The following is a 22,123-nucleotide window of genomic DNA, read 5'->3' as shown; positions in this document are numbered from 1 at the left end:
CATAGGATCTGAATAGTTGTACTTTTTAATAGTAGCTCGTTACAATACAAGACAAGGAGAGTGATTAACATGAAAATAGAAGTTTGGTCTGATTATGTTTGTCCATTTTGCTATATCGGCAAAAAACAACTCGAAATCGCATTGGAAGAACTGGGATATGGAGATAGTATTGAAGTTGAGTATAAAAGCTATTTATTGGATCCTACTACACCAGTGGATACGAACAGCTCGGTTTATGAAGAGCTGCAACATAAATATCAAATCTCGTTGGATGAAGTAAAGAAAATGACTGCTAATGTTAAAGATCGGGCAAAAGAAGTTGGATTAGATTACAATTTTGACGAAATGAAAAGTGCCAACACCGTAAAAGCCCATCGTTTGGCAAAATGGGCTGAAACAGAGGGCAAAGGGAAAGATTTCACTGAGCGAGTTTTGAAAGCGTACTTTTTGGAAGGAAAGGCAATTGGTCAAACTGATGTCTTACTAGCGTTAGTAAAAGAAGTGAATTTACCGGTAGAAAAGGCTAAACAAGTTATTGAAAATGATGACTATATGAAAGAGGTAGAGCAAGACATCGCTGTTGCCCAAAATCTAGGTGTACGTGGTGTACCATTCTTTGTTATCGATAATAAGTATGGTATTTCAGGAGCTCAGCCACAAGAAGTATTTGAACAAACTATCGAAAAGGCAGCACAAGAATTGGGTTTACGAAAACATTTAAAAATGCAGGGCAATAATGGTGCAGCATGTACTGATGGTTCCTGCGAAATTTAATTATTCCTACCGTAAGTAACAAGTCTAAGACTCCTTAAATAAATGATGCCATGAATTTTCAGTCGAAAGTATGAGGGCATTTATGTTGATTTTCTTTGGAAGTTATTTTATTATAGTAAAGTACCTCGAATTTGAGATATCTAAAAATAGGATAAAAATTCAGAAAATAAATATACTAATTAGTAGGGAGATATAGATAAATGACAAACGTATTAGTAGTAAAAGCAAATAACCGACCAGATGGTGTATCAACAAAAATGTATGAAACGTTCATGGCTGAAGTAGCTAATGTACAAGGTGTCAACGTAACAACTTTTGATGTATTTGAAGAAAATATGCCGTATTTCGGTCAGGAACTTTTCAATGCATTCGGTAAAGCACAAGCAGGTGAAGAATTATCAGCAATCGAAGCAGGTTCTCTAGCTGCATTCAATAAATCACGTGAAGCATTAACAGCTGCAGATGTAGTTGTATTTGCATTCCCATTATGGAACTTAACAATTCCAGCTGCATTACAATCATTCATCGATTACACTTATGGTGCAGGATATTCATTTAAATACAATGAACAAGGTCAATTAGTAAGTTTAATGACTGACAAAAAATATATCGTATTAAGTGCACGTGGCGGTGTTTACTCTACACCGGAAACTGCTCCACTTGAAATGGCTGCAACTTACATTAATGCAGTTATTGGTGGCGTATACGGTATGGAGAAAATTGATGAAGTAATTATCGAAGGTCATAATTCTAATCCAGCTGGTGCTGAACAAATTATTGCTGAAGGTTTAGAGAAAGTAAAAGCTACAGCTAAAAACTTAGTAAAAGTAACAGCATAATTATTTTATATTGGAAAAGGGGCGCTCATCAATTGACGGGCGCCCCTTTTTCAGTTTTTATTTAATTGTATTTCCACAGATATTTTTACTTGTTCAGAGAGTAAAAGTCCGCCCGATTCTAATGAATCATTGTATGTTAAATTGAAATCGCTTCTATTAATTTCGGTTTGGCATGTATAGCCGTATGTATCGATACCCCATGGATTTTTAACACAACCATTGTATGTGACTTCGAAAGTAACAGGTCGTGTAACATCTTTAATAGTTAAGTCTCCGTGTAATTTGATTTGATGCTGGTCGCTTGTGATTTCTTTACTTATAAATGTGATCTTAGGGTAACGGTCCGCATTAAAGAAATCTGCAGAAATTAAATGATGATCCCTTGAACTGTCCCGTGTATTAATACTCGCTACATCTATCTCAAAACGTATGTATGAATCATTAAGCTCTTCTATTTTACTCGCCTCTATGTGGGCAGCAAAAGAATCGAATGTACCATGTACCTTTGTGATCATCATGTGTTTAATGGAAAAGTTAATTGATGAATGAAAAAAATCTACCGAATAAGTCGTCATAGTTTCACCTCCAATTTATTACAATGTGTTAATTCCATCATAAAATAGAAGATATTTTTTTACAACATGAATTAAGTTCTAAGTAAGCTACTTACTTTTCGTAATCTATAAAAAGTGGTAATATATTATTAAGGAGTTAAATAAAGTTTAATTTAAGCAATAAATTTGAGGTGAAGAAATGAAGGAATCAGCATTATGTCCACGTTTGTCCAAGGCTATGGAGCTTGTAGGGAAACGGTGGACTGCTTTGATTATTTATCAACTACTGGAGGGTCCGCAACGTTTTAACGCGATTGAATCCGCATTGCCGATAAGTGGACGATTATTGTCGGAACGTTTAAAGGAACTTGAAAAAGAGGGCATCGTTGAACGAAAAGTATTTTCGGAAGTACCGATTCGTGTGGAATATAATTTAACAGAAAAGGGCCAATCACTTGAACAGACGGTCAGAGAAATTGAAAATTGGGCGAAAAGTTGGTTATAAATCATGTTGTTTTACTTGTAAAAAGCGCGTCAAAAACAGATACTAAAAAGGTATGTCAGCTTTTGAGGAAAGGAAAATGGCTTTTATGACAATTCAACAATGGGAAAATGATTTATTACAATGGATACCTTCAAATAATATAAAAACAAATGAAACGTTAAAAAAATATACGATGACAAAACTTGGTGGTAAGGCGGATATTCTCGTGCTGCCTGAAACAGAAGAGCAAGCAGCAGCTGTCGTTAAGTATGCATACGAGAATAATGTACCGCTACTCATGCTGGGGAATGGCTCCAATATGGTCGTACGTGATGGCGGTGTCCGTGGAATCGTCCTGCATTTTGCTTTACTAGACGAAATTCGCATCGAAGGTGAAACGGTTTATGCACAAAGTGGTGCATTGATTAAAGAAGTATCAAAACAAGTCGCAGCTCAAAGCTTAACCGGTTTTGAATTTGCATGCGGTATTCCAGGTTCAATCGGAGGAGCAATGGCAATGAATGCCGGTGCTTACGGTGGTGAGGTTAAAGATATCGTCACATCTTGTAAAATAATTACACCGGAAGGAGAACTTCTAGAGCTGAACAACGAGCAGCTTGAACTTTCTTACCGTAAAAGCATTATTGCTAAAAAGGGCTATTTCGTTCTGTCAGCTACGTTCCAATTAGAACAGGGGGATCAAAAGCAAATCGATGATAAAATTGCTGATTTAACATACCAACGCGAATCAAAGCAACCGCTCGAATACCCTTCTGCTGGCAGTGTATTTAAACGTCCCCCAGGTTATTTTGCGGGTAAACTTATTCAAGACAGCGAATTGCAGGGGAAAGGCGTTGGTGGTGCCGAAGTCTCTACGAAGCATGCCGGATTTATCGTAAATAAGAACAATGCAACAGCTAAAGATTATATTGAAACAATTCAAATGGTACAGCGTGCTGTGAAGGAAAAGTTTGATATCGACTTAGAGATGGAAGTAAAAATCGTCGGTGAAGATTAATCTTAGGAGATAAAAAGACTCAACTCGTGCTCATTTGGCACGGGTTATCTTTTTGTGGATAAGGCTCCACCATACTAATCATATTGGCTGAATTTGCAGCTATTATAAATCAGAATATAACACAGAAGGAGCGCAAAAGATGAAATTTATTTCGTGGAATGTCAATGGTATACGTGCATGTGTAAATAAAGGCTTTTTAGATTATTTTCATGAAATGGAAGCTGACTTTTTCTGTCTTCAAGAAACTAAATGCCAGGAAGGACAAATTGACCTTCAACTCAAAGGGTATTATCAGTATTGGCATTCAGCAGTAAAAAAAGGATATGCAGGTACAGCGGTATTTACGAAACATAAACCATTAGCGGTATTTTACGGTATTGAAAATGAAATTGCACCTGATGAGGGGCGCATTATTACATTAGAATACGAGAATTTTTATTTAGTAAATACGTATACACCGAACGCAAAACGGGATTTAACACGTTTAATAGAACGCCTCCTTTGGGAAGACCGTATGGCGGATTATTTAAGGGAACTTGATTCAAAAAAGCCCGTCATTTATTGTGGGGATTTAAATGTTGCACACGGCGAGCTTGATATAAAAAACGTTAAATCCAATATTGGCAATTCCGGATTTACATATGAAGAACGTGGAAAAATGACCGACTTACTTAATAGTGGATTTACAGATACATTCCGCCATTTCCACCCGAATGAAACGGACCATTATACGTGGTGGAGCTATATGGCAAAAGTGCGTGAGCGAAATATTGGATGGCGAATTGATTACTTTATTGTTTCGAACCGTCTCGTTGAACAAATTGAAGAAGCGTCCATACATTCACAAGTTTTAGGTAGCGATCATTGCCCTATCGTATTAAAATTAAAAACAGTGTAAGATAAAGAGAATTATAGAAAACTATTTTTTGTAAGGAACAAATCGCACTTTGCAAAAAACAAGATAAAGAGGTGGATTTAATGGCACAACAGGCTACAAAGGCAAAAGGGCGCAAAATTGTTAACATTGTCATTTGGACAATTGGGATTTTGATTGTTCTTGGCGGTTCAGCAGTTGCTGGGTTGCATTTATACGTATCTAATTCGAAGCCTTTAATTGAAGGTGAGAATATTGTTACGATTTTAGATGAAGATGTGGAAGTTACAAGAGATGGTGTAGGGGTTCCGCATATTGTGGCGAAGTCAGATGCCGACCTTTATCGCGCCCAAGGCTATGTCCAAGCGCAGGATCGATTGTTCCAAATGGATTTAGCTCGTCGTCAGGCAAGCGGTACTTTAGCAGAAGTGGTAGGTGCGTCTGCAGTTAATACCGATAAATTTTTCCGTACATTCAGCTTGCGTCATGCAGCGGAGAATTCATGGGATGGTTATGATGCGGAATCTAAGCAAATTTTAGAATGGTATGCAGAAGGTGTAAATGCCTTTATTGATGAAGTAAAAGGAAGCAGCAAGCTTTCCTATGAATTTAAGCTGCTTGGTTATACACCAGAAGCTTGGACACCAATCGATTCATTGGTAATTGGGAAATATATGGCATATGACCTTGGCGGAAACTGGAATCAACAAGCATTCCGTTCATGGGCATTACAAAATTATACAGAAGAGCAGGCTAAAGAATTATTTGTAGAATACCCGGAAAATGCAAAATCAATTATTGAGGCAAATTTAAATATAGAGACAGATATTACAACTGCCTTTACAACAGATTATTTACCTAATGAATTTAACGGAAGTAACAACTGGGTAATTGGCGGGAAGTTTACGAAATCAGGGAAACCGCTACTTGCGGATGACCCGCATTTAGGTTTAAGTACACCATCTGTATGGTATCAAATGCACTTGCAGTCACCTGAACAAAATGTCAGCGGTGTTATATTCGCCGGGATTCCAGGCATTATTTTAGGGCATAACGAACAGATTGCCTGGGGTGTTACAAATGTAAATCCTGATGTCCAAGATTTATATATCGAAACGCCAAATCCGGAAAATCCATATCAATTTGAATATGACGGTAAATGGGAAGATGCAACAGTTCGAGAAGAACCTATTAAAGTAAAAGATGGTAAAACGATTGACTTCGAAGTGGTGGAAACACGTCATGGTCCAATCATTTCAAACATAATGCTAAAAGAAACAGAAGTTAAAGAGCAGTTTTCAATGCAGTGGACAGCGCTTCAATCCACACAGGAATTAAAAGCAGTATTAGGCTTTAATAAAGCAACAAATTGGGAGGAGTTTGAAGTTGCGTTAGAAGACTTCAAAGCACCCGCACAAAACTTTGTGTTTGCTTCAACAGACGGTACGATTGCCTATAAAGCAAACGGTTTAGTACCGATACGTAAACAAGGTACAGGTGCATTACCAGTACCGGGGAATTCTTCTGAATACGGTTGGGAAAGCTATATTCCATTCGATGAGTTACCGACTGTCATTAATCCTGAAGAAGGTTATATTGCAACAGCTAACAATCAAATAGTAGGTGAAGAATACCCATATCATATTTCCAACCTTTGGGCACAACCATATCGTTATGAACGTATTGTGGAAATGATTGAAACGCCTGTTTATAACGACGAGACAGGGGAATTATTAAAGCTGACGGCTGCGGAAATGAAAGGGATGCAAATGGATAAGAAAAATTTGCATGCCGTAGAGTTTTTACCGAGTCTACTAGAAACGATTAAAGCACAGGATACAGAAGGCAAATATAAAAGGGTTATTACATTGTTAGAAGAGTGGGAGTACTATGATGATAAAGATCAGGGTGCACCGCTTGTGTATCATTTCCTAATTGAAAATATGGAAAATGCCTTATTCAAAGATGCCATGCCGGAAGATGTCTTCAAATTAATGCCAGGGAAATCCCAAATTACCGACCAAATGCTTCGTGATGCATATGCCGGCAATCCAGGTGTTTGGATTACTGAAGAGGGCGGTTTAGATCAATTCGTTTATACTGCGTTTGAAGATGCCGTAACGAAAATCGAAGGTAAATTTGGTACAGCGGTTTCAAAATGGAAGTGGGGAAGTTACAATAAGTTAACTTTCAACCACCCATTGGCAAGTGCGTCTGACTTTTTAGCAGATTACGTTAACCCTGAAAGATTAGCGGTAGGCGGATCGAGTGTAACGGTTCAAGCTGCTTCAGAAGACGGAAACGGAAATGTAAAACATGGTGCATCTTGGCGCTTTGTGGCCGATTTAAATAATTTGTCTACAGCACATCATATTGTCGGTCCAGGTCAAAGTGGACATATGAAGTCAAAATGGTATGACAATCAAATATCGAATTGGGTATACGGTCGTTACCATAAAACTAATATCGATGGCACTATTAACACGAAATACGAGTTAATATTGAAAGCTGAATAAAGAATGAAAAAACCTTCCTTTTAGATAAAGGGAGGTTTTTTACATTCAAACAATCATTTGAATGTAAAAAGTACATAAGCTATAATACATTCAAACAGATATTTGAATGAGGTGTAAAAGTGAAGGATACTTGTGATATAACAAAAGTGAATGAACAGGCAGTGGAAGCTGTAAGAGAGCAAATGCCCCAGCTTTCCAACGTAGCGAAATTTTTAAAGGCACTTGCAGACGAAACACGCTTGAAAATTACATTTGCGCTGACAATTGAAGAACGGTTATGTGTTTGTGATGTAGCAGCAATCATCGGTACGAGTATGGCAACGGCATCCCACCACTTACGTTATTTAAGAGAACATGGTTTGGCAAAATCGACACGTGAAGGAAAATTAGTTTACTATTCGTTAGCAGATGACCATGTGCATCAAATTGTCATGATTGCTTATGAACATTCAAAGGAGTGAATCACATGGGGCAAAAAACAGAACAATATCGCTTGGAAAATTTATCTTGTGCAAACTGTGCTGCAAAATTCGAACGAAATGTAAGGGAAATTGACACAGTTGAAGATGTACTTTTAAATTTCGGTGCAGCGAAGTTAACGGTAACCGGTACAGCGACACTTGATCAACTAGAAGCTGCTGGGGCTTTTGATGGTATTAAAGTTTCCCGGGCGAATGAGCGATTAATGGTTGAAGCGATCCCATTTTATAAACGTAAAGAAAATAAACTTGCAGCATTTGCATTGCTGTTTGTATTAATAGGAGTCATTTGCAGTTTCGTGCTTCATGAAGGGCATATAATCGTAAATAGCCTTTATGCGGTCGCAATTGTTGTAGGTGGATACTCCACTTTCATAACAGGGATAAAGAATTTAATCCATTTGGAATTTGATATGAAAACATTAATAACAATTGCGATAATCGGAGCTGCCATCATAGGTGAATGGCAAGAGGCTGCAATTGTCATTTTTCTATTTGCGGTAAGTGAAGCTTTGGAAGCGTATTCGATGAATAAAGCTCGTCAATCCATTTCCCAGCTAATCGATTTGGCACCTGATACAGCCACTATTAAGCGAGTGCAGGATGGTCACAATGATGAAAAGGTAGTCCCGACTGAGATGATTCAAGTTGGTGATATTTTAATTGTTAGACCGGGACAGAAAATTGCCATGGATGGTGTCGTCATTACTGGTATTTCAACCGTTAATCAAGCAGCCATTACAGGTGAACCACTTCCCGTTGCAAAACAAATGGGGGATCCGGTATTTGCAGGAACATTAAATGAAGCTGGTGCTTTAGAGGTTAAAGTGACAAAGCGGGTAGAGGATACAACAATTGCTAAGATTATTCATTTAGTTGAAGAAGCACAGGCTGAAAAAGCGCCATCACAAAAGTTTGTTGACCGCTTTGCAAAATATTATACGCCAGCAATTATAGTTGTCGCTTTATTAGTAGCGATTGTGCCAAGCATTATAACGGGGGATTGGCTACATTGGGTCTATCAAGGTTTGGCAGTCTTGGTTGTAGGATGTCCTTGTGCGCTTGTGATTTCCACACCAGTTGCAATCGTTACAGCAATTGGTAATGCAGCTCGCAACGGCGTATTAATTAAAGGTGGGGTTTATTTAGAGGAATTAGCCCGCATTAAAGCAGTTGCGTTCGATAAAACGGGAACTTTAACAAAAGGGCAACCGGAAGTAGTGGCAATTGAAATAGAAGGGAATACTGATAATGCGGATATATTACTCGCAAAAATTGCCGCTGTTGAGAAGATGTCACAGCATCCTTTAGCTCGAGCGGTTTTAGCAAAAGCATTTGATAAAAAGATACTTATTCCAAATGCTGTAGATTTTCAGTCAGTAACAGGAAAAGGTGCTTATGCATCAGTGAATGGTGAAGTAATTTATGTAGGAAGTGTAAAATGGATTCAATCGATTGTAACTATTCCTGAGTCCTTATTACAAAGAGTTCAACAGCATGCATCGAGCGGTCATTCGGTAATCGTAGCTGCAAATGAGGAGCGTGTTTTAGGGATACTATCGATAGCTGATCAGCTTCGACCGGAAAGTAAAGAAGTGATTGCAGCGCTTCACGAAAATGACATCCAGCACACTGTAATGTTGACAGGCGATGAATCTTTAACTGCAAAAAAAATTGCAGAGCAGCTCCATATCAATGACGTAAGGGCAAACCTTTTACCGCAGTCCAAGTTACAGGCTATGAAAGACTTGCAACAGCAATATCACTCAGTCGCAATGGTTGGAGATGGGGTAAATGACGCTCCTGCTTTAGCTTCGGCTAACATTGGTATTGCGATGGGGGGAGCAGGAACAGACGCAGCGCTTGAAACAGCTCAAATTGTTTTTATGGCTGATGACCTTACAAAGCTACCGTATACGATGAAGCTGAGTAAAAAAGCAATGAAAATAATTAAACAAAACATTGCTTTTGCACTCGGGTTAAAGCTTATTGCGCTTTTATTGATTATACCGGGATGGTTAACTTTATGGATTGCAATTTTTGCCGATATGGGTGCAACATTGCTAGTCATTTTAAATGCATTGCGATTACTGAAAGTAAAGTAGACTAGACAAACACTATAAATAGGTATCAAACGACGGAGTTCTTGAGTTATTTTAACGAAAGTTATATTATTAAGTGAATATTAATGAAATGAGGCGAAAGGTCGAAATATTAAAATGTCCAATATAAAATTAGTAAATGTTACAGAAGAGATTGTAATGGGACTTGTAAGTTTTTTGCTGCATGGCGTTCAATACCAGACATTTTGTCACTGTAAACAGTGTGAAATGGATGTCGCTGCTATAGCATTGAATTCTTTACCTGCTCGATATGTCGCTTCAGAAGAATCAAGAGATGCAGCATTCAACCAAATGAACACACCAGAAAGCATTGAAGAAATTAACAAGCAAATTATCCGTGCACTTCATCTTGTTAAACAATATCCAAGTCATTCATAATTCCTTGGGGATAATTATTCATATGTATAAATCATGTAGCTGTATGGCAAGCTTTAACATAGATTTGAAATAAAAGGGTATTCAATTAGGGACAAACTAATTTGAATATCCCTTTTTTAACGTTCACTGTTTTCAGTTAACTTTTTGCATGAAATTGTAGTAAACTTAAAGGAGCAATTGAAAGAGAGGGAACAGTTATGCCAACACCTAGCATGGAGGACCACATTGAACAAATTTATTTATTGATCGAAAATAAAGGGTATGCTCGTGTGTCCGATATCGCAGAAGCTTTATCTGTTCTACCTTCCTCCGTTACAAAAATGGTGCAGAAATTAGATAAAGATGGATATTTACTGTATGAGAAATATAGAGGCTTAACATTGACGCCAAAAGGGCAAAAATTAGGAAAGCGACTAGTTCAGCGTCATGAATTGCTGGAACAATTTTTGCGTTTAATTGGGGTAAATGAAGAACATATTTATGAAGATGTTGAAGGTATTGAACATCATTTAAGTTGGAATTCGATTGACCGTATAGCTGATTTAGTACAGCTTTTAGAAGAAGAGCCCGACATGACAAGGAAGCTAGAAGAAATGAAATCAAATCATAATATGTAATGATTGACGAGAAAAAGGAGAATGTATTGAATGAATCAATTAATTAAATCAGGACAAGTAGTGGAATTAACTGTATTAGAGGAACAAGGATCACGATATGTATTAACGAATGGTGATTTAGAAATCCCATTAAATGCATCGGATGTTATAGAAACATTAGCGATTGGGGATTTAGTAAAAGTTTTCCTATATACGGATCGACGTGGGGACCTTCAAGCGACAACAGCCATTCCACATATTACAGAAGCCGATTATGGTTGGGCACGAGTTTTAAAAGTTACAAAAGAAGGTGCCTTTTGTGATATTGGCACATCTCGAGAAGTTTTAGTCCGTGCAGAAGATTTACCAGCTATTTCCGAAGTATGGCCGGAGTCAGGGGACCATTTATATATGACATTGCGTACAGATCGCAATGGTGATTTGTTCGGACGTCTCGTTACTGAAGAAAAGGTAAATGACATGTATGAAGGTGCTGAAGCAGAACTGTTCAATAAAAACATTACAGCTCGCCCATATCGTCTATTACCAGTAGGGTCATTTTTGCTAGGTGTAGAAAAACCATATCGTATTTTCGTTCATGAGTCAGAAATGAAAGCTGAACCTCGCTTAGGACAAGATGTACAGGTACGCATCATTGATGTGAAGGAAGATGGTTCACTAAACGGGTCATTTTTACCTCGAAAACATGAACGTTTAGGAGAAGATGCAGAAAAAATCTTCGCGTATTTAGAAAGTGTCGGTGGTAAAATGCCATTCGGTGACAAGTCAACGCCGGAAGAAATTACGGAAATGTTCAATATGAGTAAAGGTTCATTTAAGCGTGCGCTTGGTACATTAATGAAGGCTCGTAAAATTACACAAAAAGATGGCTGGACGGAAATCGCCAGAGATTAAAATAGAGTAAAGTACATTGAAAAGTAAAAGGTGAATTAAAATTTGCAACCTTTTACTTTTTTTATACGTATTAATAGAGAATGTATATGAAATTAGGACAAGATTAAGTGAAAATGGGAATATACATTTAAAAAGGGGGATTTAATAATGAAACAAAAATGGATTGCATTAGTTGCGACGTTTGCACTATTAATCTCGGTAGTATTACCATTGAGTGTGTCTGCAGCAGCAACAGAGCAAAAAAATCCAATCAATGAAAAGCTAGGGGTACCAATCGTAGTTTATGGATCAAATTTATCCGATAGTGAAAAGGAGATTGTAAAAACTGCATTACGTGTCTCCCAAGAAACAGAAGTTGATGAAATTACTATTTCTGGCCAAGATTTAGCCAAATATATAAAAGACAGTAACCCTAGTTCCCGCATGTTTTCATCTGCTAAAATTACGCGTCAAGATGCAGGGAAAGGACTGACAATTAGCATTGTCACTCCAGCTAATATTACACAAGTGACATCAGAAATGTATGCAAATGCAATGTTAACTGCAGGTATTGAAGACGCGATTGTGGAAATTGCGGCTCCAAAACCGGTAACAGGTCACTCTGCATTAGTGGGCATTTATAAAGCGTATGAAGTAAAAACAGGTGAAACATTGGATATTGAACGTACAGATGTTGCCAATGACGAATTATCAGTTGCCACTTCAATTGCCGAGTCGGCAGGTGTTACAGATGAACAGGTAGCAGAGCTACTAACACAAATCAAAAAAGCGATTGCTGAGAACAAGCCGGCTAATAAAGAGGAAGTTCAACAAATTGTTGAAGAACAATTGGCTAAGCTACAAATTAACTTAAGCGAGAAAGACCGTCAATTATTAGTAGATTTAATGGATCGCATTAGTAATTTAAATATCGATTTTAGTAAACTATCTTCACAGCTTTCAGATTTAACGGCAAAATTTGATGAAACTTTCGGTGGCATTTTAGAAGATGAAGGTTTCTGGCAAGGTGTCAAAAACTTCTTCACTAATCTAATTGATACGATATCAACTTGGTTTAAAAAAGAATAGTAGTATTTAAAAGCACTCATCATTGGGTGCTTTTATTTTTCATGAAAATTCAAACTATGATATATTATTGTGAATAATAAAGGAGGGTGAAAAATGGAATTTACGTACAAAGACAATGGAAATAACAATGGAGCTTTTGAATATGAAGTGAACGGAGAGCGTCTAGCAGAGATTACTTGGGTGCTACGCGATGGAGTCATGGTTATGGATCATACGTATGTATCAAATGAATTGCGCGGTCAAGGTGTAGCTAAAAAACTTTTGGATGAAGCGGCAAACTATGCCCGAGAAAATAACTTTAAGATGAAAGCCCTTTGCTCATATGTCGTATCTTCATTTGATAATAGTGACTCATATGACGATGTAAAAGTATAAAAAATACAAAAACACGAATTCCTATTACGATAGGGAATCGTGTTTTTCTTTATACATATTTAAGTGAAATTAATTTCGATTAAAATCCTACAAAAAGTGAAATTATAAAAGTAATGACTCCAGAGACGCCAAGAAGAGTGAGCATCTCAGTTCCTTTATATGTAATTTCCTTTTTTTGAATCATAGCCAACACCCCTTTTTTCTTTAGTTAATTATTATTATCCGTTTTTTGGATTTTCTAATCCTAAATAGTTAAGGTTTTAAAAGAAATTCACAGGGTATATTAGATTATATGAATGGAAATCAAAATCAAAATCAAATGATACTGGAGGTAATATTATGGCTAAATTAAAAGGTAAAGGCGTTGTAATGGCGGGATTGATAGCTGGAGCAGCTTCTTTCTTAAGTAAGAAGGAAAACCGTGATAAAGCAATGGATTATTTAAATAAAGCAAAAGGTAAAGTAGATGAAAGTGGTGGCGTGCAAGGTTTAATGCAGAAAGCACAAGAAAAAGTAACTGGTAACGATGCTGCTCACTCTCCGGTTACGAAAGATTTAAATACAAATATTGCTAAGTCTGCCTCTGTCGGCAAAGATGCTTATGAAGAAGAAACGCTGGAAGAGGTTGCAATGACAGCGGGAGATGTTGCCGATCATACTTTAGAAGGTAACCAAATGGTAGAAGAAGGTGCTCAAACAACAACGGATTATTACAATGATGAGCAGGATAAACGTTCAAAATAAATCAAAAATAATATTCAACAAAAAAAGGGTTTGTCCGATAAGTCAAAAGACTTTCGGACAAACCCTGTATGTTGTGTATAAATTACGCTTTAGTTACTTCTTTTTTCATTGTTTTGTTTTTAGCAAGGTTTACGTGCCAAGAAAGAGCTTCCTCTAAAATGTGAGGAGTTTGCGCGCCGCCTGTAGCTTCAAAAGCACGGTTGTAGTAATCCCATAATTGCTCTTTGAAATCAGGGTGTGCACAGTTTTCGATGATTAACTTAACACGCTCTTTTGGAGCTAGTCCGCGTAAATCAGCGATACCTTGTTCCGTTACGATTACATCTACATCGTGTTCAGTGTGGTCTACGTGAGAAACCATTGGTACGATTGAAGAAATCGCGCCGCCTTTTGCGTATGATTTCGTTACGAAGATACCAAGACGAGCGTTACGTGCGAAGTCACCAGAACCACCGATACCGTTCATCATTTTAGTACCTGAAACGTGTGTAGAGTTTACGTTACCATAAATATCTAACTCAAGAGCAGTGTTGATTGAGATTAAGCCCAAACGACGGATAAGCTCTGGGTGGTTAGAAATTTCTTGTGGACGTAAGCAAATTTTGTCAGCATACTTTTCTAAGTTGCCGTAAACTTTTTTCTGTAATTCTTCAGTAAGTGTAATAGAAGTTGCAGCAGCAAAGCGTACTTTACCAGCATCAATTAAGTTGAATACTGCATCTTGTAGTACTTCAGAAGCAACTACTAAGTTTTCGAATTCAGAATCAGCAAAACCGTCTAAAACTGCGTTTGCTACAGAACCTACACCAGATTGTAATGGCATTAATTCATTTGTTAAACGACCCGCTTTGATTTCTGAACGGAAGAAGTCTAATAAAATGTTTGCCATATTTTGTGTTTCTTCATCTGGAGGTACGATTAATGAAGGCGCATCTGGCTCTTCAGAAATAACGATTGCTTGGATTTTATCTAAGTCTACACGAATACCAATTTCACCAATACGTTGCTCAGCATTTGTCATTGGAATAGCATCACGCTTACCTTGTTCACCAGGAACGTAAATATCGTGAATACCGATTAATGCTTCTGGATGAGAAATGTTTAATTCGATAATGATGTTCTCAGCATACTCAGCAAAAATTGGAGAGTTACCTACAGAGTTTGATGGGATAATTAGTCCATCTTCTGTAATTGCTACAGCTTCTAAAATTAAGTGTTTAATTGGACCGATAACTCCTTGGCGCACTAACTCAGCATTGTGAGATAGGTGAGCGTCTACATAAGAAATTTGGTCTTTGTTAATCATACCGCGCATTACCGCATCCCCTTGGAAAGGACCGCGTTTGTTAATAACACCAGCAGCAGCTAAATGGTTATCAACTTCAGGACCTAATGAAGCCCCTGTATATACATCAATTTTAATTTTTTCATTTTTAGCGCGCTCAACTAAAGCCATTGGTACTACTTTAGCATCCCCTGCACGTGTGAATCCGGACATCCCTACTACTGTACCGTCTTCAATTAAAGCAGCTGCTTGTTCAGCTGTTACGATTTTATCTGCTAACCCTTTTAAACCTAAACGTTTCTCAACTCGTGGATCCATTTAAAAATCCTCCCCTAAAAAGTTTTTTAATCGTTTGATTAATCAGAAAATAATATTAGAATTTTCTGTTTTTTTTACCAGGTACTAAACTGGCATTTACGTTAATAATATCACCAAATTGTCACATTAACTTCACACATAACATAAAAGCGCTTAAAAAATGATTAATCGAGAACTTTATTGCGTAGAGTAGATAAATTCGGTTTTACTATGATTTTACCGGAACTAAAAATGAGCAGATTTTTACAATTTAGATGAAAAAATGGTTGAAAAGGAGAAAGTAATAAGTGGTAAAAAGATAAAAGCGACCTGTTTATAACAAGTCGCTTAGAAAGTTCCATTTAGAAACCTAAAGAACGGCGGAAGTAGCTCGCATAGCGTTGGCTAACAGGAATGCGTGTGCCGTCTTTCATAATTAATAAGAAAGTAGAATGTGAATCCGGTTGGATTTCTTCAATATAATCGATGTTCACAATATATGAACGGTGGCATCGAATAAATGAATCTGGTGCCAAGAATAATTCCAGGTCACTAAGGTTCAAACGGTGGTAACCTTCACGGTGCATTGTTTTAACAAAAGTTTTACGTAATTGAGTCTCCAAATAGATAACTTGGTTATGTTTGATTGGGTACCAGCAATCATCGATTTTCACTGTAATATAATTTGTTAAAAACGGTGAGGGCTTTTGAGGGAAAATGGCCGTGATGGCACCTTTTGTTTCGCCTTCTTCAATGAGGGGAATACTCATTCCGTAATAAGGAACCCCGAATACATCCGACTCAATGTAAGAGTTAATCTTCTGTCCATACGTTAATGCTTTGTAAGCTGCTGATCCTTCTTTAATAGGGTCACCCGGCTTAATTTTTAAATCTACTTTTTTGCTTGGTTGATAGTAAATATACTCATTCGTATCTGAAATAGCAATGGAAGTATTTTCAGGGAAAAATTCTTTAATGACTTCCATAATTTCTTCTATTTGTTTTGGCTCCACTTTATAACACCTCTTCATAAGCATTTTATACAATTATGAACTATTTTGCTACATATTAAAAGAGATTAAGGTTAAGAAGATTTATTTTATAAATAATTAATTTTTGGATAAAAGTAAAGTGAATTTTGTTAGAAGATTTTATTGGTGGAAAGTATTCCAGTAATAATATAAAAAAGGTTTGATTTTCTAGTAATATAAAATTATTTACGGAGACTATTTCTAAAAAAGGGAAGTATCATAATCATTTTGAACTATAGTATTTGTTAAAATTAGGTTGAAAGGAAAAGTTAGAATATGTTAATATTCACTATAGTTACTAATAAATGCACAAATATATACGAAATATATTATAGTTAATGGAACTCAAACAGCAAAAAAATAATTACTTTACATAATATTTTGTAATTTATTATAGGAAATTTGGCAGATTGGATGGAGCGGTAGGCATCTTTATCTGCAATGTAAGGACAAAATCACAGATTAAAGTTGTCTTTAAAAGTTTAGAAACAGAATGTCTATTCTGAAGAAAGATGGGGTAATTTATGCAACTACATCAGTATTCGATTTCGGAAACAATTTCAAAGCGCTATTTTCAGGAGATTGACAATATTAATCAATATGCAGGTATTGAAGATTTTTTTGTATTGGAATCTCGATTAATTTTTGAGATTTATCATCTAGAGGCAACAAAGGCGAAAAAGACATTACATGAAATAATAGACATCCTATCTGCACGCTTTGGCAAACAAGTGATAAAAGTTGTCCGTTCATATTTTGTTACTTTGTCATCAATTGTGGCACGTAAGCTGTTAGACAACCAGGTTCCATCTAAAAAAGCATTTGCCTTCAACTTAGCATGTGCGGATATGGTTGAAAACAAAATGAAAGACGCCGAGTTTCTGCAATTTGCAGATGATTTAGTAGAATTTTATGTATACTTTATTGCTGATCGTAAACAGCCAACATTCCGTCATCAGACAGTAAACAAAGTGATTATGTACATAAATGATGAGCTTGAAAATGATTTGACAGTTGAAAGCATTGCAGCAAACTTCCATATAAGTACGAGTCATTTATCACGAATATTCCGTGAGCATGTAGGTATAACATTGGTGGAATATTTAAATGTCCGTAGAGTAGAAGAATCTCAATACTATTTACGTCATACGAATAAGAGCATTACATCAATTTCCGAGCAGTTCCACTTTTGTAATCAAAGTTACTTCACAAGAATATTTAAAAAATATACAGGTGTGACACCGAAGCATTTCCGTGATGAGTTGCATCATGAGTTTTTCCGTTTTGAAATGTCAGAAGTCGTTTATGAAAATGTATGATGTTTTAAATCTACAACATTAAATACTAATCAACATAATCAATAATTGCATTTTTATCTAAAAACTTTTAATGAGAAGTTTCAGAAAAAAAAGAAAAATATTCGAAAACTCTGCATGGATTATCGTTTTACATGTAGAGTTTTTCTTTTGCTAATAATGAAGCGATTAATTAAGATTTTCAAAATTGATTCTCATTCAAACTAGTTTTATACTAACTAGAGGTTAAAAGATAGGTTGCCTTAATCGAATAGGGAATTTTGCAATCATAGTTTAAGGGAGATAATGATGAAAAAGTATGAAAAAGCAGTATCGCTTGTATTAGTTGCAGGAGCAAGTTTATCAGCATTGTATTTTATCGTAAAACAAAATATGGAAGCAGCGATTTTATCAATGACGATTATGTTTACATTCACAAATTTTTTCCGTTCAAGGACATTTAAAGAAAAAGGTCATGTAAAAGAAGCAAAATGGATGCGCAATATGTCTGCATTGTTTGCAGTTTTATCGATAGTTGTATTATTAGTCATTGTCAGCGGATAACAATAAAAGAAGAAGGCGAACTTTAATGAACTACAAAGCAAAAAGAAAGAGTCCCATCGCTTTGATTTTTTCCATTTCCATCATTTTATTAATCGCGATTCTGGGCTCCGTTTATTATAAATATAATAGTGCTCAGACACCGGAGCAACCGGTCATCCCAATGGAGGAGGAAACAGCGGAGTCAGATAAATCATCTACTCCTTCTCCAATGGAAGGGAATAATTCCGAAACAAAACTACAGGAGGAAAAACCTCCAACTGTGCCAGGTACGAAAAACGAAAAACCGGTTGAGGAAAATCCAAAAACACCGTCTGCAGATACTAAAGAAGAAGCAATACTAGAAAATGGCTATATTGTAGGACAAAAACCTGCAACAGATCCTACGTTTATAAAAGGTGTTTTAATAGTAAATAAAAAAATACCTCTACCGGCCTCATATAATAAAGGCGAGGATTCCAAAGCACGTGCAGCATTTGAAAAAATGGCTGAAGCTGCCAAGGGAGAAGGGATGGAGCTAGTAGCATTTAGTGGCTTCCGTTCTTATGAGTATCAAAAGTCATTATATGATCGGTATGTGAAAAGAGATGGGAAAGATGCTGCCGATCGATACAGTGCGAGACCAGGTTATTCCGAACACCAAACAGGCTTAGCCTTTGATATTGGCGAGAAAGGTAAAGAGGATCTGTGGTTGACGAATGCTTTCGGTGATACAAAAGCGGGGCAATGGTTAGCTCAAAACTCTCATAAATACGGCTTTATATTACGCTACCCTAAAGGTAAGGAGCAGGTTACCGGTTTCATGCATGAATCATGGCATTTCCGTTATTTAGAAGGAGATTTGGCAACAAAGGTTTATGAAGCAGGAGTTACATTAGAAGAATATTTAGGAATAAATTAAAAAAATGGGATGTGCTGTTCATAAGCGCATCCCATTTTCTATAAAATCGGTGATAATAATCGTGACATCGATTCTCTGAATTTAGTGTAGTTTGAACGGTTTTTATAAAGCTCCAATGTAAGCTCGGAGCAATCCATTATGTCTCTTTCAAATATTTCTGCAAGACGATGGGCCAATAAACGGTCATAGATAAGGGCATTCACTTCAAAGTTTAAACTAAAGCTTCTTACATCGATATTGGCTGTTCCGACAGAAGCAATCTCATCATCAACGACAATCATTTTTGCATGAATAAAGCCTTTTTCATAATGATATACTTTCGCACCTGCTTCAACAAGCGGACCTACATATGAATAAGTGGCCCAGTAGACAAACATGTGGTCCGGCTTATTTGGAATCATAATGCGCACATCAATACCTGTAAGAGTTGCAATACGGATGGCATCAAAAAATGATTCATCTGGAATGAAATACGGGGACTGTATGTACACGTATTTTTTTGCGTTTGCTATTAAATGCAAATAATTATTTTTGATTACTTCCCATTCTGTATCAGGTCCGCTTGATATAATCTGAAGGGCGGCCGTTCCCTTTTGTGGAATAATGGGGAAATAACGCTCTGCATAGATAATATCGTTTTTGGCACTCGCCTGATTCCAGTCCAATATAAATCTTGTCTGTAATGGATGAACAGCACTACCTTCAATACGCAGATGAGTATCTCGCCAGTAACCGAATCGATCAGATAGGCTTAAATATTCGTCCCCTACGTTAAACCCACCTATATAGCCGATTCTGCCATCTATAACAGCGATTTTACGATGATTCCGGAAGTTTAAACGAGGATTGATTAAAGGGAGGATGGATGGGAAAAATACCTCTACTTCTCCTCCTGCTTCAATCAGTTCTTTAAAATGACGTTTGCGAATGCCACGAGAACCCATTTCATCAAATAGAACCCGTACTTTCACACCTTGCTTGGCTTTTTTTATTAATGCATTAATAATTCTTTGCCCTAAATTATCCAGTTTAAAAATATAATATTGAATGTGGATATGATTTTTTGCGTGGTTTATATCACTAATAAGTGCTTCAAACTTGTCACTACCATCATCGAAAATTTTCACATCATTATCCTGTGTTAAAACGGCATTATTTGTTTTTAAATTCATATAAATAAGATGGCTATAATTTTTTATATTCTCAGTACGCAACTCCAGTTCATTATTCTCAATTGCTTCGATTTGATAATTAATGAGCTGTTCAATTCCAATATCTTTCCTTCCATCCCACCGGAATAAGTGCTTTTTCCTCAACTGCCTTCCCAATAATAAATAGAGGAAAAATCCAACAAACGGGAGGAAAAAAAGTACGAGTAACCATGCCCAAGTGGATGAAGGCTTTTTACGCTCTAAAAAGATAACTGTTATTGCAAAAAGAATATTTAAAACCATTATAATAGGGAATAAAAAATAGCCTTGAATAAGAGAGCTCAAAAAGTTCACCTACCTTCCTTCTTTTCTCCATTATAGCGTACGGAGGCTAAACAAAAAAAAGAAACACTCGACAATTCTCTAAAAGCGAGTGTATCTTAATTTTCTTAATACTCTTCCACATGGAAGTATATATCCGAGAAATCACATTGCGCTAACTTTTCCGAATTAATAAAGAAGCTAATAATACCACTATCTCCCCACATTATATTTTGTTCATCGTTAGAAACAATCTGTAGCAATAATGTGTCATAATGCTGCAAATACATAGAACCCTTTCGGAAATCCTGATGAATAAAATACGGGTAGCCTCCAATTTTATGTTCCGCTGCTAAATAACTTTCCAGATAAACATCTTGGAATGACCGCTCATCTAATGTAATAGACGTATTCATCATTTCAGGTTTGAAATAATTATGTAGCCGATAGTCCATGGCTGATACAGGTTCAAATTGTTTAGTAGGGAGAAGCTTCATTTCCTGCTGAATTGGAAAATTATTTAAATCTACTTCTTCTAAATAGGTAAAGTCATGAATAAATTGATTATAGTGTGCAATATGAGGGATATATTGAACTTTAAAATGACAATATTCCGAATGTGACTTTACTTTCTCATAACATTGTTGAGCAATATAAAATTGTAAAATACCTTCTTTAGGAAATGGATGGCCTAGCTGTATTTCCGAGAAATTCAGCTGTGCTAAAAACAGCATATATCGATTTTGTCTATCTTTAGGATGCTCCATTTCATGGGTTAAGAACGGCAAACCAGCAAATTTACTTTCGTGCAGAAACGCCGGCTCCATTACAGGCTTTAATATAGCCACCTGTTCAGCAGAATGACTTAAGCTCGTATGAAAATTAATTAACTCTTTAGGGATAAATATATTTTTATCTAAATGTGCCATTTGATGTTCCTCCTTTTGAAGTAATTTAAATTGAAATAGTCAATATTACTTCAAAACTGTTCGTGATAATAACACTATTTCCACTTGTAAAATTTGCTAAACATGCCTAAAATTTAAATGCGAATTGTTTTTAATATGTAAATAAAATATTTGTTAAACATAAATAAATTGGTTGGAAACAAGTAAAAATCCCACAAAATATTTTTTTAAAGGGTTTATTTATTAGGGGAAAAGGTTAAGTTTAACTATATTTAACTTTTGTAATGAAACTGAAAAGTATAAATAAGCTTTTACATGATATTATATAGAAGTAGAAGGTCTGACCTTTAAAAATTGAAACTTTTAAAACCAAAAATCGTTATATATATTAGAAAAGGAAAGTTTGAGGTGTAATCAAATGGCGAAAGAGATTGATTTAAAGCGTATTGTTACAAACTTATCAAAATTAGGTGTTACGGCGACAGTTACGAAATCTCGTCTTGAGCTTTTAAAAGTTTTAACACCACCAACGCAAACTCCACAAACACAAAATTAAAGAAATTCAGGTAGGATGCGAGTTATCTTCATCCTACCTGAATTTCTAAGTAGTAGAGGACCCTTTATAATAAAATGGGT

At 36.3% G+C, this 22,123-nt stretch carries 23 protein-coding genes; 18 read left to right on the top strand and 5 right to left on the bottom strand.

Annotation, left to right across the window (positions count from 1 at the left end; all coding sequences use genetic code 11):
- Window positions 1-69: 69 nt before the first annotated feature.
- Window positions 70-774, top strand: coding sequence for a DsbA family oxidoreductase (locus H9635_RS16355; RefSeq protein WP_191701377.1), 705 nt, complete (start codon window positions 70-72; stop codon window positions 772-774).
- A 200-nt stretch (window positions 775-974) separates the two neighbouring features.
- The gene (locus H9635_RS16350) at window positions 975-1,613 is read left to right on the top strand and encodes an FMN-dependent NADH-azoreductase (protein WP_191701376.1); all 639 of its coding nucleotides are present in this window, start codon (window positions 975-977) and stop codon (window positions 1,611-1,613) included.
- Between the two features lie 50 nt (window positions 1,614-1,663).
- Here the strand turns inward: H9635_RS16350 and H9635_RS16345 are convergent, their stop codons facing one another.
- The gene (locus tag H9635_RS16345) at window positions 1,664-2,188 is read right to left on the bottom strand and encodes a YceI family protein (protein ID WP_191701375.1); all 525 of its coding nucleotides are present in this window, start codon (window positions 2,186-2,188) and stop codon (window positions 1,664-1,666) included.
- Between the two features lie 178 nt (window positions 2,189-2,366).
- Between H9635_RS16345 and H9635_RS16340 the strand changes: the two genes are divergently transcribed.
- The 12 genes from H9635_RS16340 to H9635_RS16285 all read left to right on the top strand — a co-directional run bounded on the left by H9635_RS16340 (window position 2,367) and on the right by H9635_RS16285 (window position 13,737).
- The gene (locus H9635_RS16340; protein WP_191701374.1) at window positions 2,367-2,672 is read left to right on the top strand and encodes a winged helix-turn-helix transcriptional regulator; all 306 of its coding nucleotides are present in this window, start codon (window positions 2,367-2,369) and stop codon (window positions 2,670-2,672) included.
- 85 nt (window positions 2,673-2,757) lie between these two features.
- Entirely contained in the window at window positions 2,758-3,669 is a 912-nt protein-coding gene (murB, locus tag H9635_RS16335; RefSeq protein WP_191701373.1) for a UDP-N-acetylmuramate dehydrogenase, read from the top strand.
- A gap of 139 nt (window positions 3,670-3,808) precedes the next feature.
- Window positions 3,809-4,567: an exodeoxyribonuclease III gene (locus H9635_RS16330; protein WP_191701372.1), complete on the top strand. Its 759-nt coding sequence runs from the start codon at window positions 3,809-3,811 to the stop codon at window positions 4,565-4,567.
- An 80-nt stretch (window positions 4,568-4,647) separates the two neighbouring features.
- Window positions 4,648-7,059: a penicillin acylase family protein gene (locus H9635_RS16325; RefSeq protein WP_191701371.1), complete on the top strand. Its 2,412-nt coding sequence runs from the start codon at window positions 4,648-4,650 to the stop codon at window positions 7,057-7,059.
- 119 nt (window positions 7,060-7,178) lie between these two features.
- Window positions 7,179-7,520 carry an ArsR/SmtB family transcription factor gene (locus tag H9635_RS16320; RefSeq protein WP_318245224.1) on the top strand — a complete coding sequence of 114 codons (342 nt, stop codon included), beginning with the start codon at window positions 7,179-7,181 and terminating at the stop codon, window positions 7,518-7,520.
- Window positions 7,521-7,525: 5 nt separating this feature from the next.
- Window positions 7,526-9,643 (top strand): heavy metal translocating P-type ATPase, encoded by a 2,118-nt coding sequence (locus tag H9635_RS16315; protein ID WP_191701370.1) that lies wholly within the window; start codon window positions 7,526-7,528, stop codon window positions 9,641-9,643.
- Window positions 9,644-9,757: 114 nt separating this feature from the next.
- A complete protein-coding gene (locus tag H9635_RS16310; protein ID WP_191701369.1) occupies window positions 9,758-10,039 on the top strand; it encodes a late competence development ComFB family protein in 282 nt (93 codons plus the stop codon).
- 197 nt (window positions 10,040-10,236) lie between these two features.
- A complete protein-coding gene (mntR, locus tag H9635_RS16305; RefSeq protein ID WP_191701368.1) occupies window positions 10,237-10,656 on the top strand; it encodes a transcriptional regulator MntR in 420 nt (139 codons plus the stop codon).
- A gap of 30 nt (window positions 10,657-10,686) precedes the next feature.
- Window positions 10,687-11,550, top strand: coding sequence for a CvfB family protein (locus H9635_RS16300; protein ID WP_191701367.1), 864 nt, complete (start codon window positions 10,687-10,689; stop codon window positions 11,548-11,550).
- 147 nt (window positions 11,551-11,697) lie between these two features.
- Window positions 11,698-12,618 carry a DUF1002 domain-containing protein gene (locus H9635_RS16295; RefSeq protein WP_191701366.1) on the top strand — a complete coding sequence of 307 codons (921 nt, stop codon included), beginning with the start codon at window positions 11,698-11,700 and terminating at the stop codon, window positions 12,616-12,618.
- Window positions 12,619-12,711: 93 nt separating this feature from the next.
- Window positions 12,712-12,993 carry a GNAT family N-acetyltransferase gene (locus H9635_RS16290; protein WP_191701365.1) on the top strand — a complete coding sequence of 94 codons (282 nt, stop codon included), beginning with the start codon at window positions 12,712-12,714 and terminating at the stop codon, window positions 12,991-12,993.
- A 339-nt stretch (window positions 12,994-13,332) separates the two neighbouring features.
- Window positions 13,333-13,737 carry a 3-oxoacyl-ACP reductase gene (locus H9635_RS16285; protein ID WP_191701364.1) on the top strand — a complete coding sequence of 135 codons (405 nt, stop codon included), beginning with the start codon at window positions 13,333-13,335 and terminating at the stop codon, window positions 13,735-13,737.
- A gap of 82 nt (window positions 13,738-13,819) precedes the next feature.
- Here the strand turns inward: H9635_RS16285 and H9635_RS16280 are convergent, their stop codons facing one another.
- Window positions 13,820-15,340 (bottom strand): succinate CoA transferase, encoded by a 1,521-nt coding sequence (locus H9635_RS16280; protein WP_191701363.1) that lies wholly within the window; start codon window positions 15,338-15,340, stop codon window positions 13,820-13,822.
- Window positions 15,341-15,681: 341 nt separating this feature from the next.
- The gene (locus H9635_RS16275) at window positions 15,682-16,332 is read right to left on the bottom strand and encodes a LytTR family DNA-binding domain-containing protein (RefSeq protein ID WP_191701362.1); all 651 of its coding nucleotides are present in this window, start codon (window positions 16,330-16,332) and stop codon (window positions 15,682-15,684) included.
- Window positions 16,333-16,874: 542 nt separating this feature from the next.
- Here H9635_RS16275 and H9635_RS16270 point away from each other — a divergent pair.
- The 3 genes from H9635_RS16270 to H9635_RS16260 all read left to right on the top strand — a co-directional run bounded on the left by H9635_RS16270 (window position 16,875) and on the right by H9635_RS16260 (window position 19,107).
- The gene (locus tag H9635_RS16270; RefSeq protein WP_191701361.1) at window positions 16,875-17,669 is read left to right on the top strand and encodes a helix-turn-helix transcriptional regulator; all 795 of its coding nucleotides are present in this window, start codon (window positions 16,875-16,877) and stop codon (window positions 17,667-17,669) included.
- 285 nt (window positions 17,670-17,954) lie between these two features.
- Window positions 17,955-18,209 carry a hypothetical protein gene (locus H9635_RS16265; protein WP_191701360.1) on the top strand — a complete coding sequence of 85 codons (255 nt, stop codon included), beginning with the start codon at window positions 17,955-17,957 and terminating at the stop codon, window positions 18,207-18,209.
- Between the two features lie 25 nt (window positions 18,210-18,234).
- Window positions 18,235-19,107 carry a M15 family metallopeptidase gene (locus H9635_RS16260; RefSeq protein WP_191701359.1) on the top strand — a complete coding sequence of 291 codons (873 nt, stop codon included), beginning with the start codon at window positions 18,235-18,237 and terminating at the stop codon, window positions 19,105-19,107.
- Between the two features lie 38 nt (window positions 19,108-19,145).
- Here H9635_RS16260 and cls read toward each other — a convergent pair whose 3' ends face one another.
- Both cls and H9635_RS16250 read right to left on the bottom strand, forming a co-directional pair.
- Entirely contained in the window at window positions 19,146-20,612 is a 1,467-nt protein-coding gene (gene cls, locus H9635_RS16255) for a cardiolipin synthase (RefSeq protein WP_404828886.1), read from the bottom strand.
- A gap of 95 nt (window positions 20,613-20,707) precedes the next feature.
- Window positions 20,708-21,508 carry a YwqG family protein gene (locus H9635_RS16250; protein WP_191701358.1) on the bottom strand — a complete coding sequence of 267 codons (801 nt, stop codon included), beginning with the start codon at window positions 21,506-21,508 and terminating at the stop codon, window positions 20,708-20,710.
- Window positions 21,509-21,905: 397 nt separating this feature from the next.
- Between H9635_RS16250 and H9635_RS16245 the strand changes: the two genes are divergently transcribed.
- A complete protein-coding gene (locus H9635_RS16245; RefSeq protein ID WP_176141992.1) occupies window positions 21,906-22,043 on the top strand; it encodes an Lmo0850 family protein in 138 nt (45 codons plus the stop codon).
- The last annotated feature ends 80 nt before the right edge of the window (window positions 22,044-22,123 follow it).

The sequence above is a fragment of the Solibacillus faecavium genome (genome assembly GCF_014836905.1).
Lineage (GTDB): Bacteria > Bacillota > Bacilli > Bacillales_A > Planococcaceae > Solibacillus > Solibacillus faecavium.
This window is presented reverse-complemented; position numbering and strand designations above follow the sequence as displayed.

Coding starts and splice junctions, on each gene's coding strand:
- H9635_RS16290 (WP_191701365.1), top strand. CDS start 12,712: ATGGAATTTACGTACAAAGACAATGGAAATAACAATGGAGCTTTTGAA.
- H9635_RS16325 (WP_191701371.1), top strand. CDS start 4,648: ATGGCACAACAGGCTACAAAGGCAAAAGGGCGCAAAATTGTTAACATT.
- H9635_RS16270 (WP_191701361.1), top strand. CDS start 16,875: ATGCAACTACATCAGTATTCGATTTCGGAAACAATTTCAAAGCGCTAT.
- H9635_RS16260 (WP_191701359.1), top strand. CDS start 18,235: ATGAACTACAAAGCAAAAAGAAAGAGTCCCATCGCTTTGATTTTTTCC.
- H9635_RS16345 (WP_191701375.1), bottom strand. CDS start 2,188: ATGACGACTTATTCGGTAGATTTTTTTCATTCATCAATTAACTTTTCC.
- H9635_RS16315 (WP_191701370.1), top strand. CDS start 7,526: ATGGGGCAAAAAACAGAACAATATCGCTTGGAAAATTTATCTTGTGCA.
- H9635_RS16330 (WP_191701372.1), top strand. CDS start 3,809: ATGAAATTTATTTCGTGGAATGTCAATGGTATACGTGCATGTGTAAAT.
- H9635_RS16350 (WP_191701376.1), top strand. CDS start 975: ATGACAAACGTATTAGTAGTAAAAGCAAATAACCGACCAGATGGTGTA.
- H9635_RS16300 (WP_191701367.1), top strand. CDS start 10,687: ATGAATCAATTAATTAAATCAGGACAAGTAGTGGAATTAACTGTATTA.
- murB (WP_191701373.1), top strand. CDS start 2,758: ATGACAATTCAACAATGGGAAAATGATTTATTACAATGGATACCTTCA.
- H9635_RS16280 (WP_191701363.1), bottom strand. CDS start 15,340: ATGGATCCACGAGTTGAGAAACGTTTAGGTTTAAAAGGGTTAGCAGAT.
- H9635_RS16310 (WP_191701369.1), top strand. CDS start 9,758: ATGTCCAATATAAAATTAGTAAATGTTACAGAAGAGATTGTAATGGGA.
- H9635_RS16250 (WP_191701358.1), bottom strand. CDS start 21,508: ATGGCACATTTAGATAAAAATATATTTATCCCTAAAGAGTTAATTAAT.
- H9635_RS16285 (WP_191701364.1), top strand. CDS start 13,333: ATGGCTAAATTAAAAGGTAAAGGCGTTGTAATGGCGGGATTGATAGCT.
- H9635_RS16245 (WP_176141992.1), top strand. CDS start 21,906: ATGGCGAAAGAGATTGATTTAAAGCGTATTGTTACAAACTTATCAAAA.
- H9635_RS16355 (WP_191701377.1), top strand. CDS start 70: ATGAAAATAGAAGTTTGGTCTGATTATGTTTGTCCATTTTGCTATATC.
- H9635_RS16265 (WP_191701360.1), top strand. CDS start 17,955: ATGAAAAAGTATGAAAAAGCAGTATCGCTTGTATTAGTTGCAGGAGCA.
- H9635_RS16295 (WP_191701366.1), top strand. CDS start 11,698: ATGAAACAAAAATGGATTGCATTAGTTGCGACGTTTGCACTATTAATC.
- H9635_RS16340 (WP_191701374.1), top strand. CDS start 2,367: ATGAAGGAATCAGCATTATGTCCACGTTTGTCCAAGGCTATGGAGCTT.
- mntR (WP_191701368.1), top strand. CDS start 10,237: ATGCCAACACCTAGCATGGAGGACCACATTGAACAAATTTATTTATTG.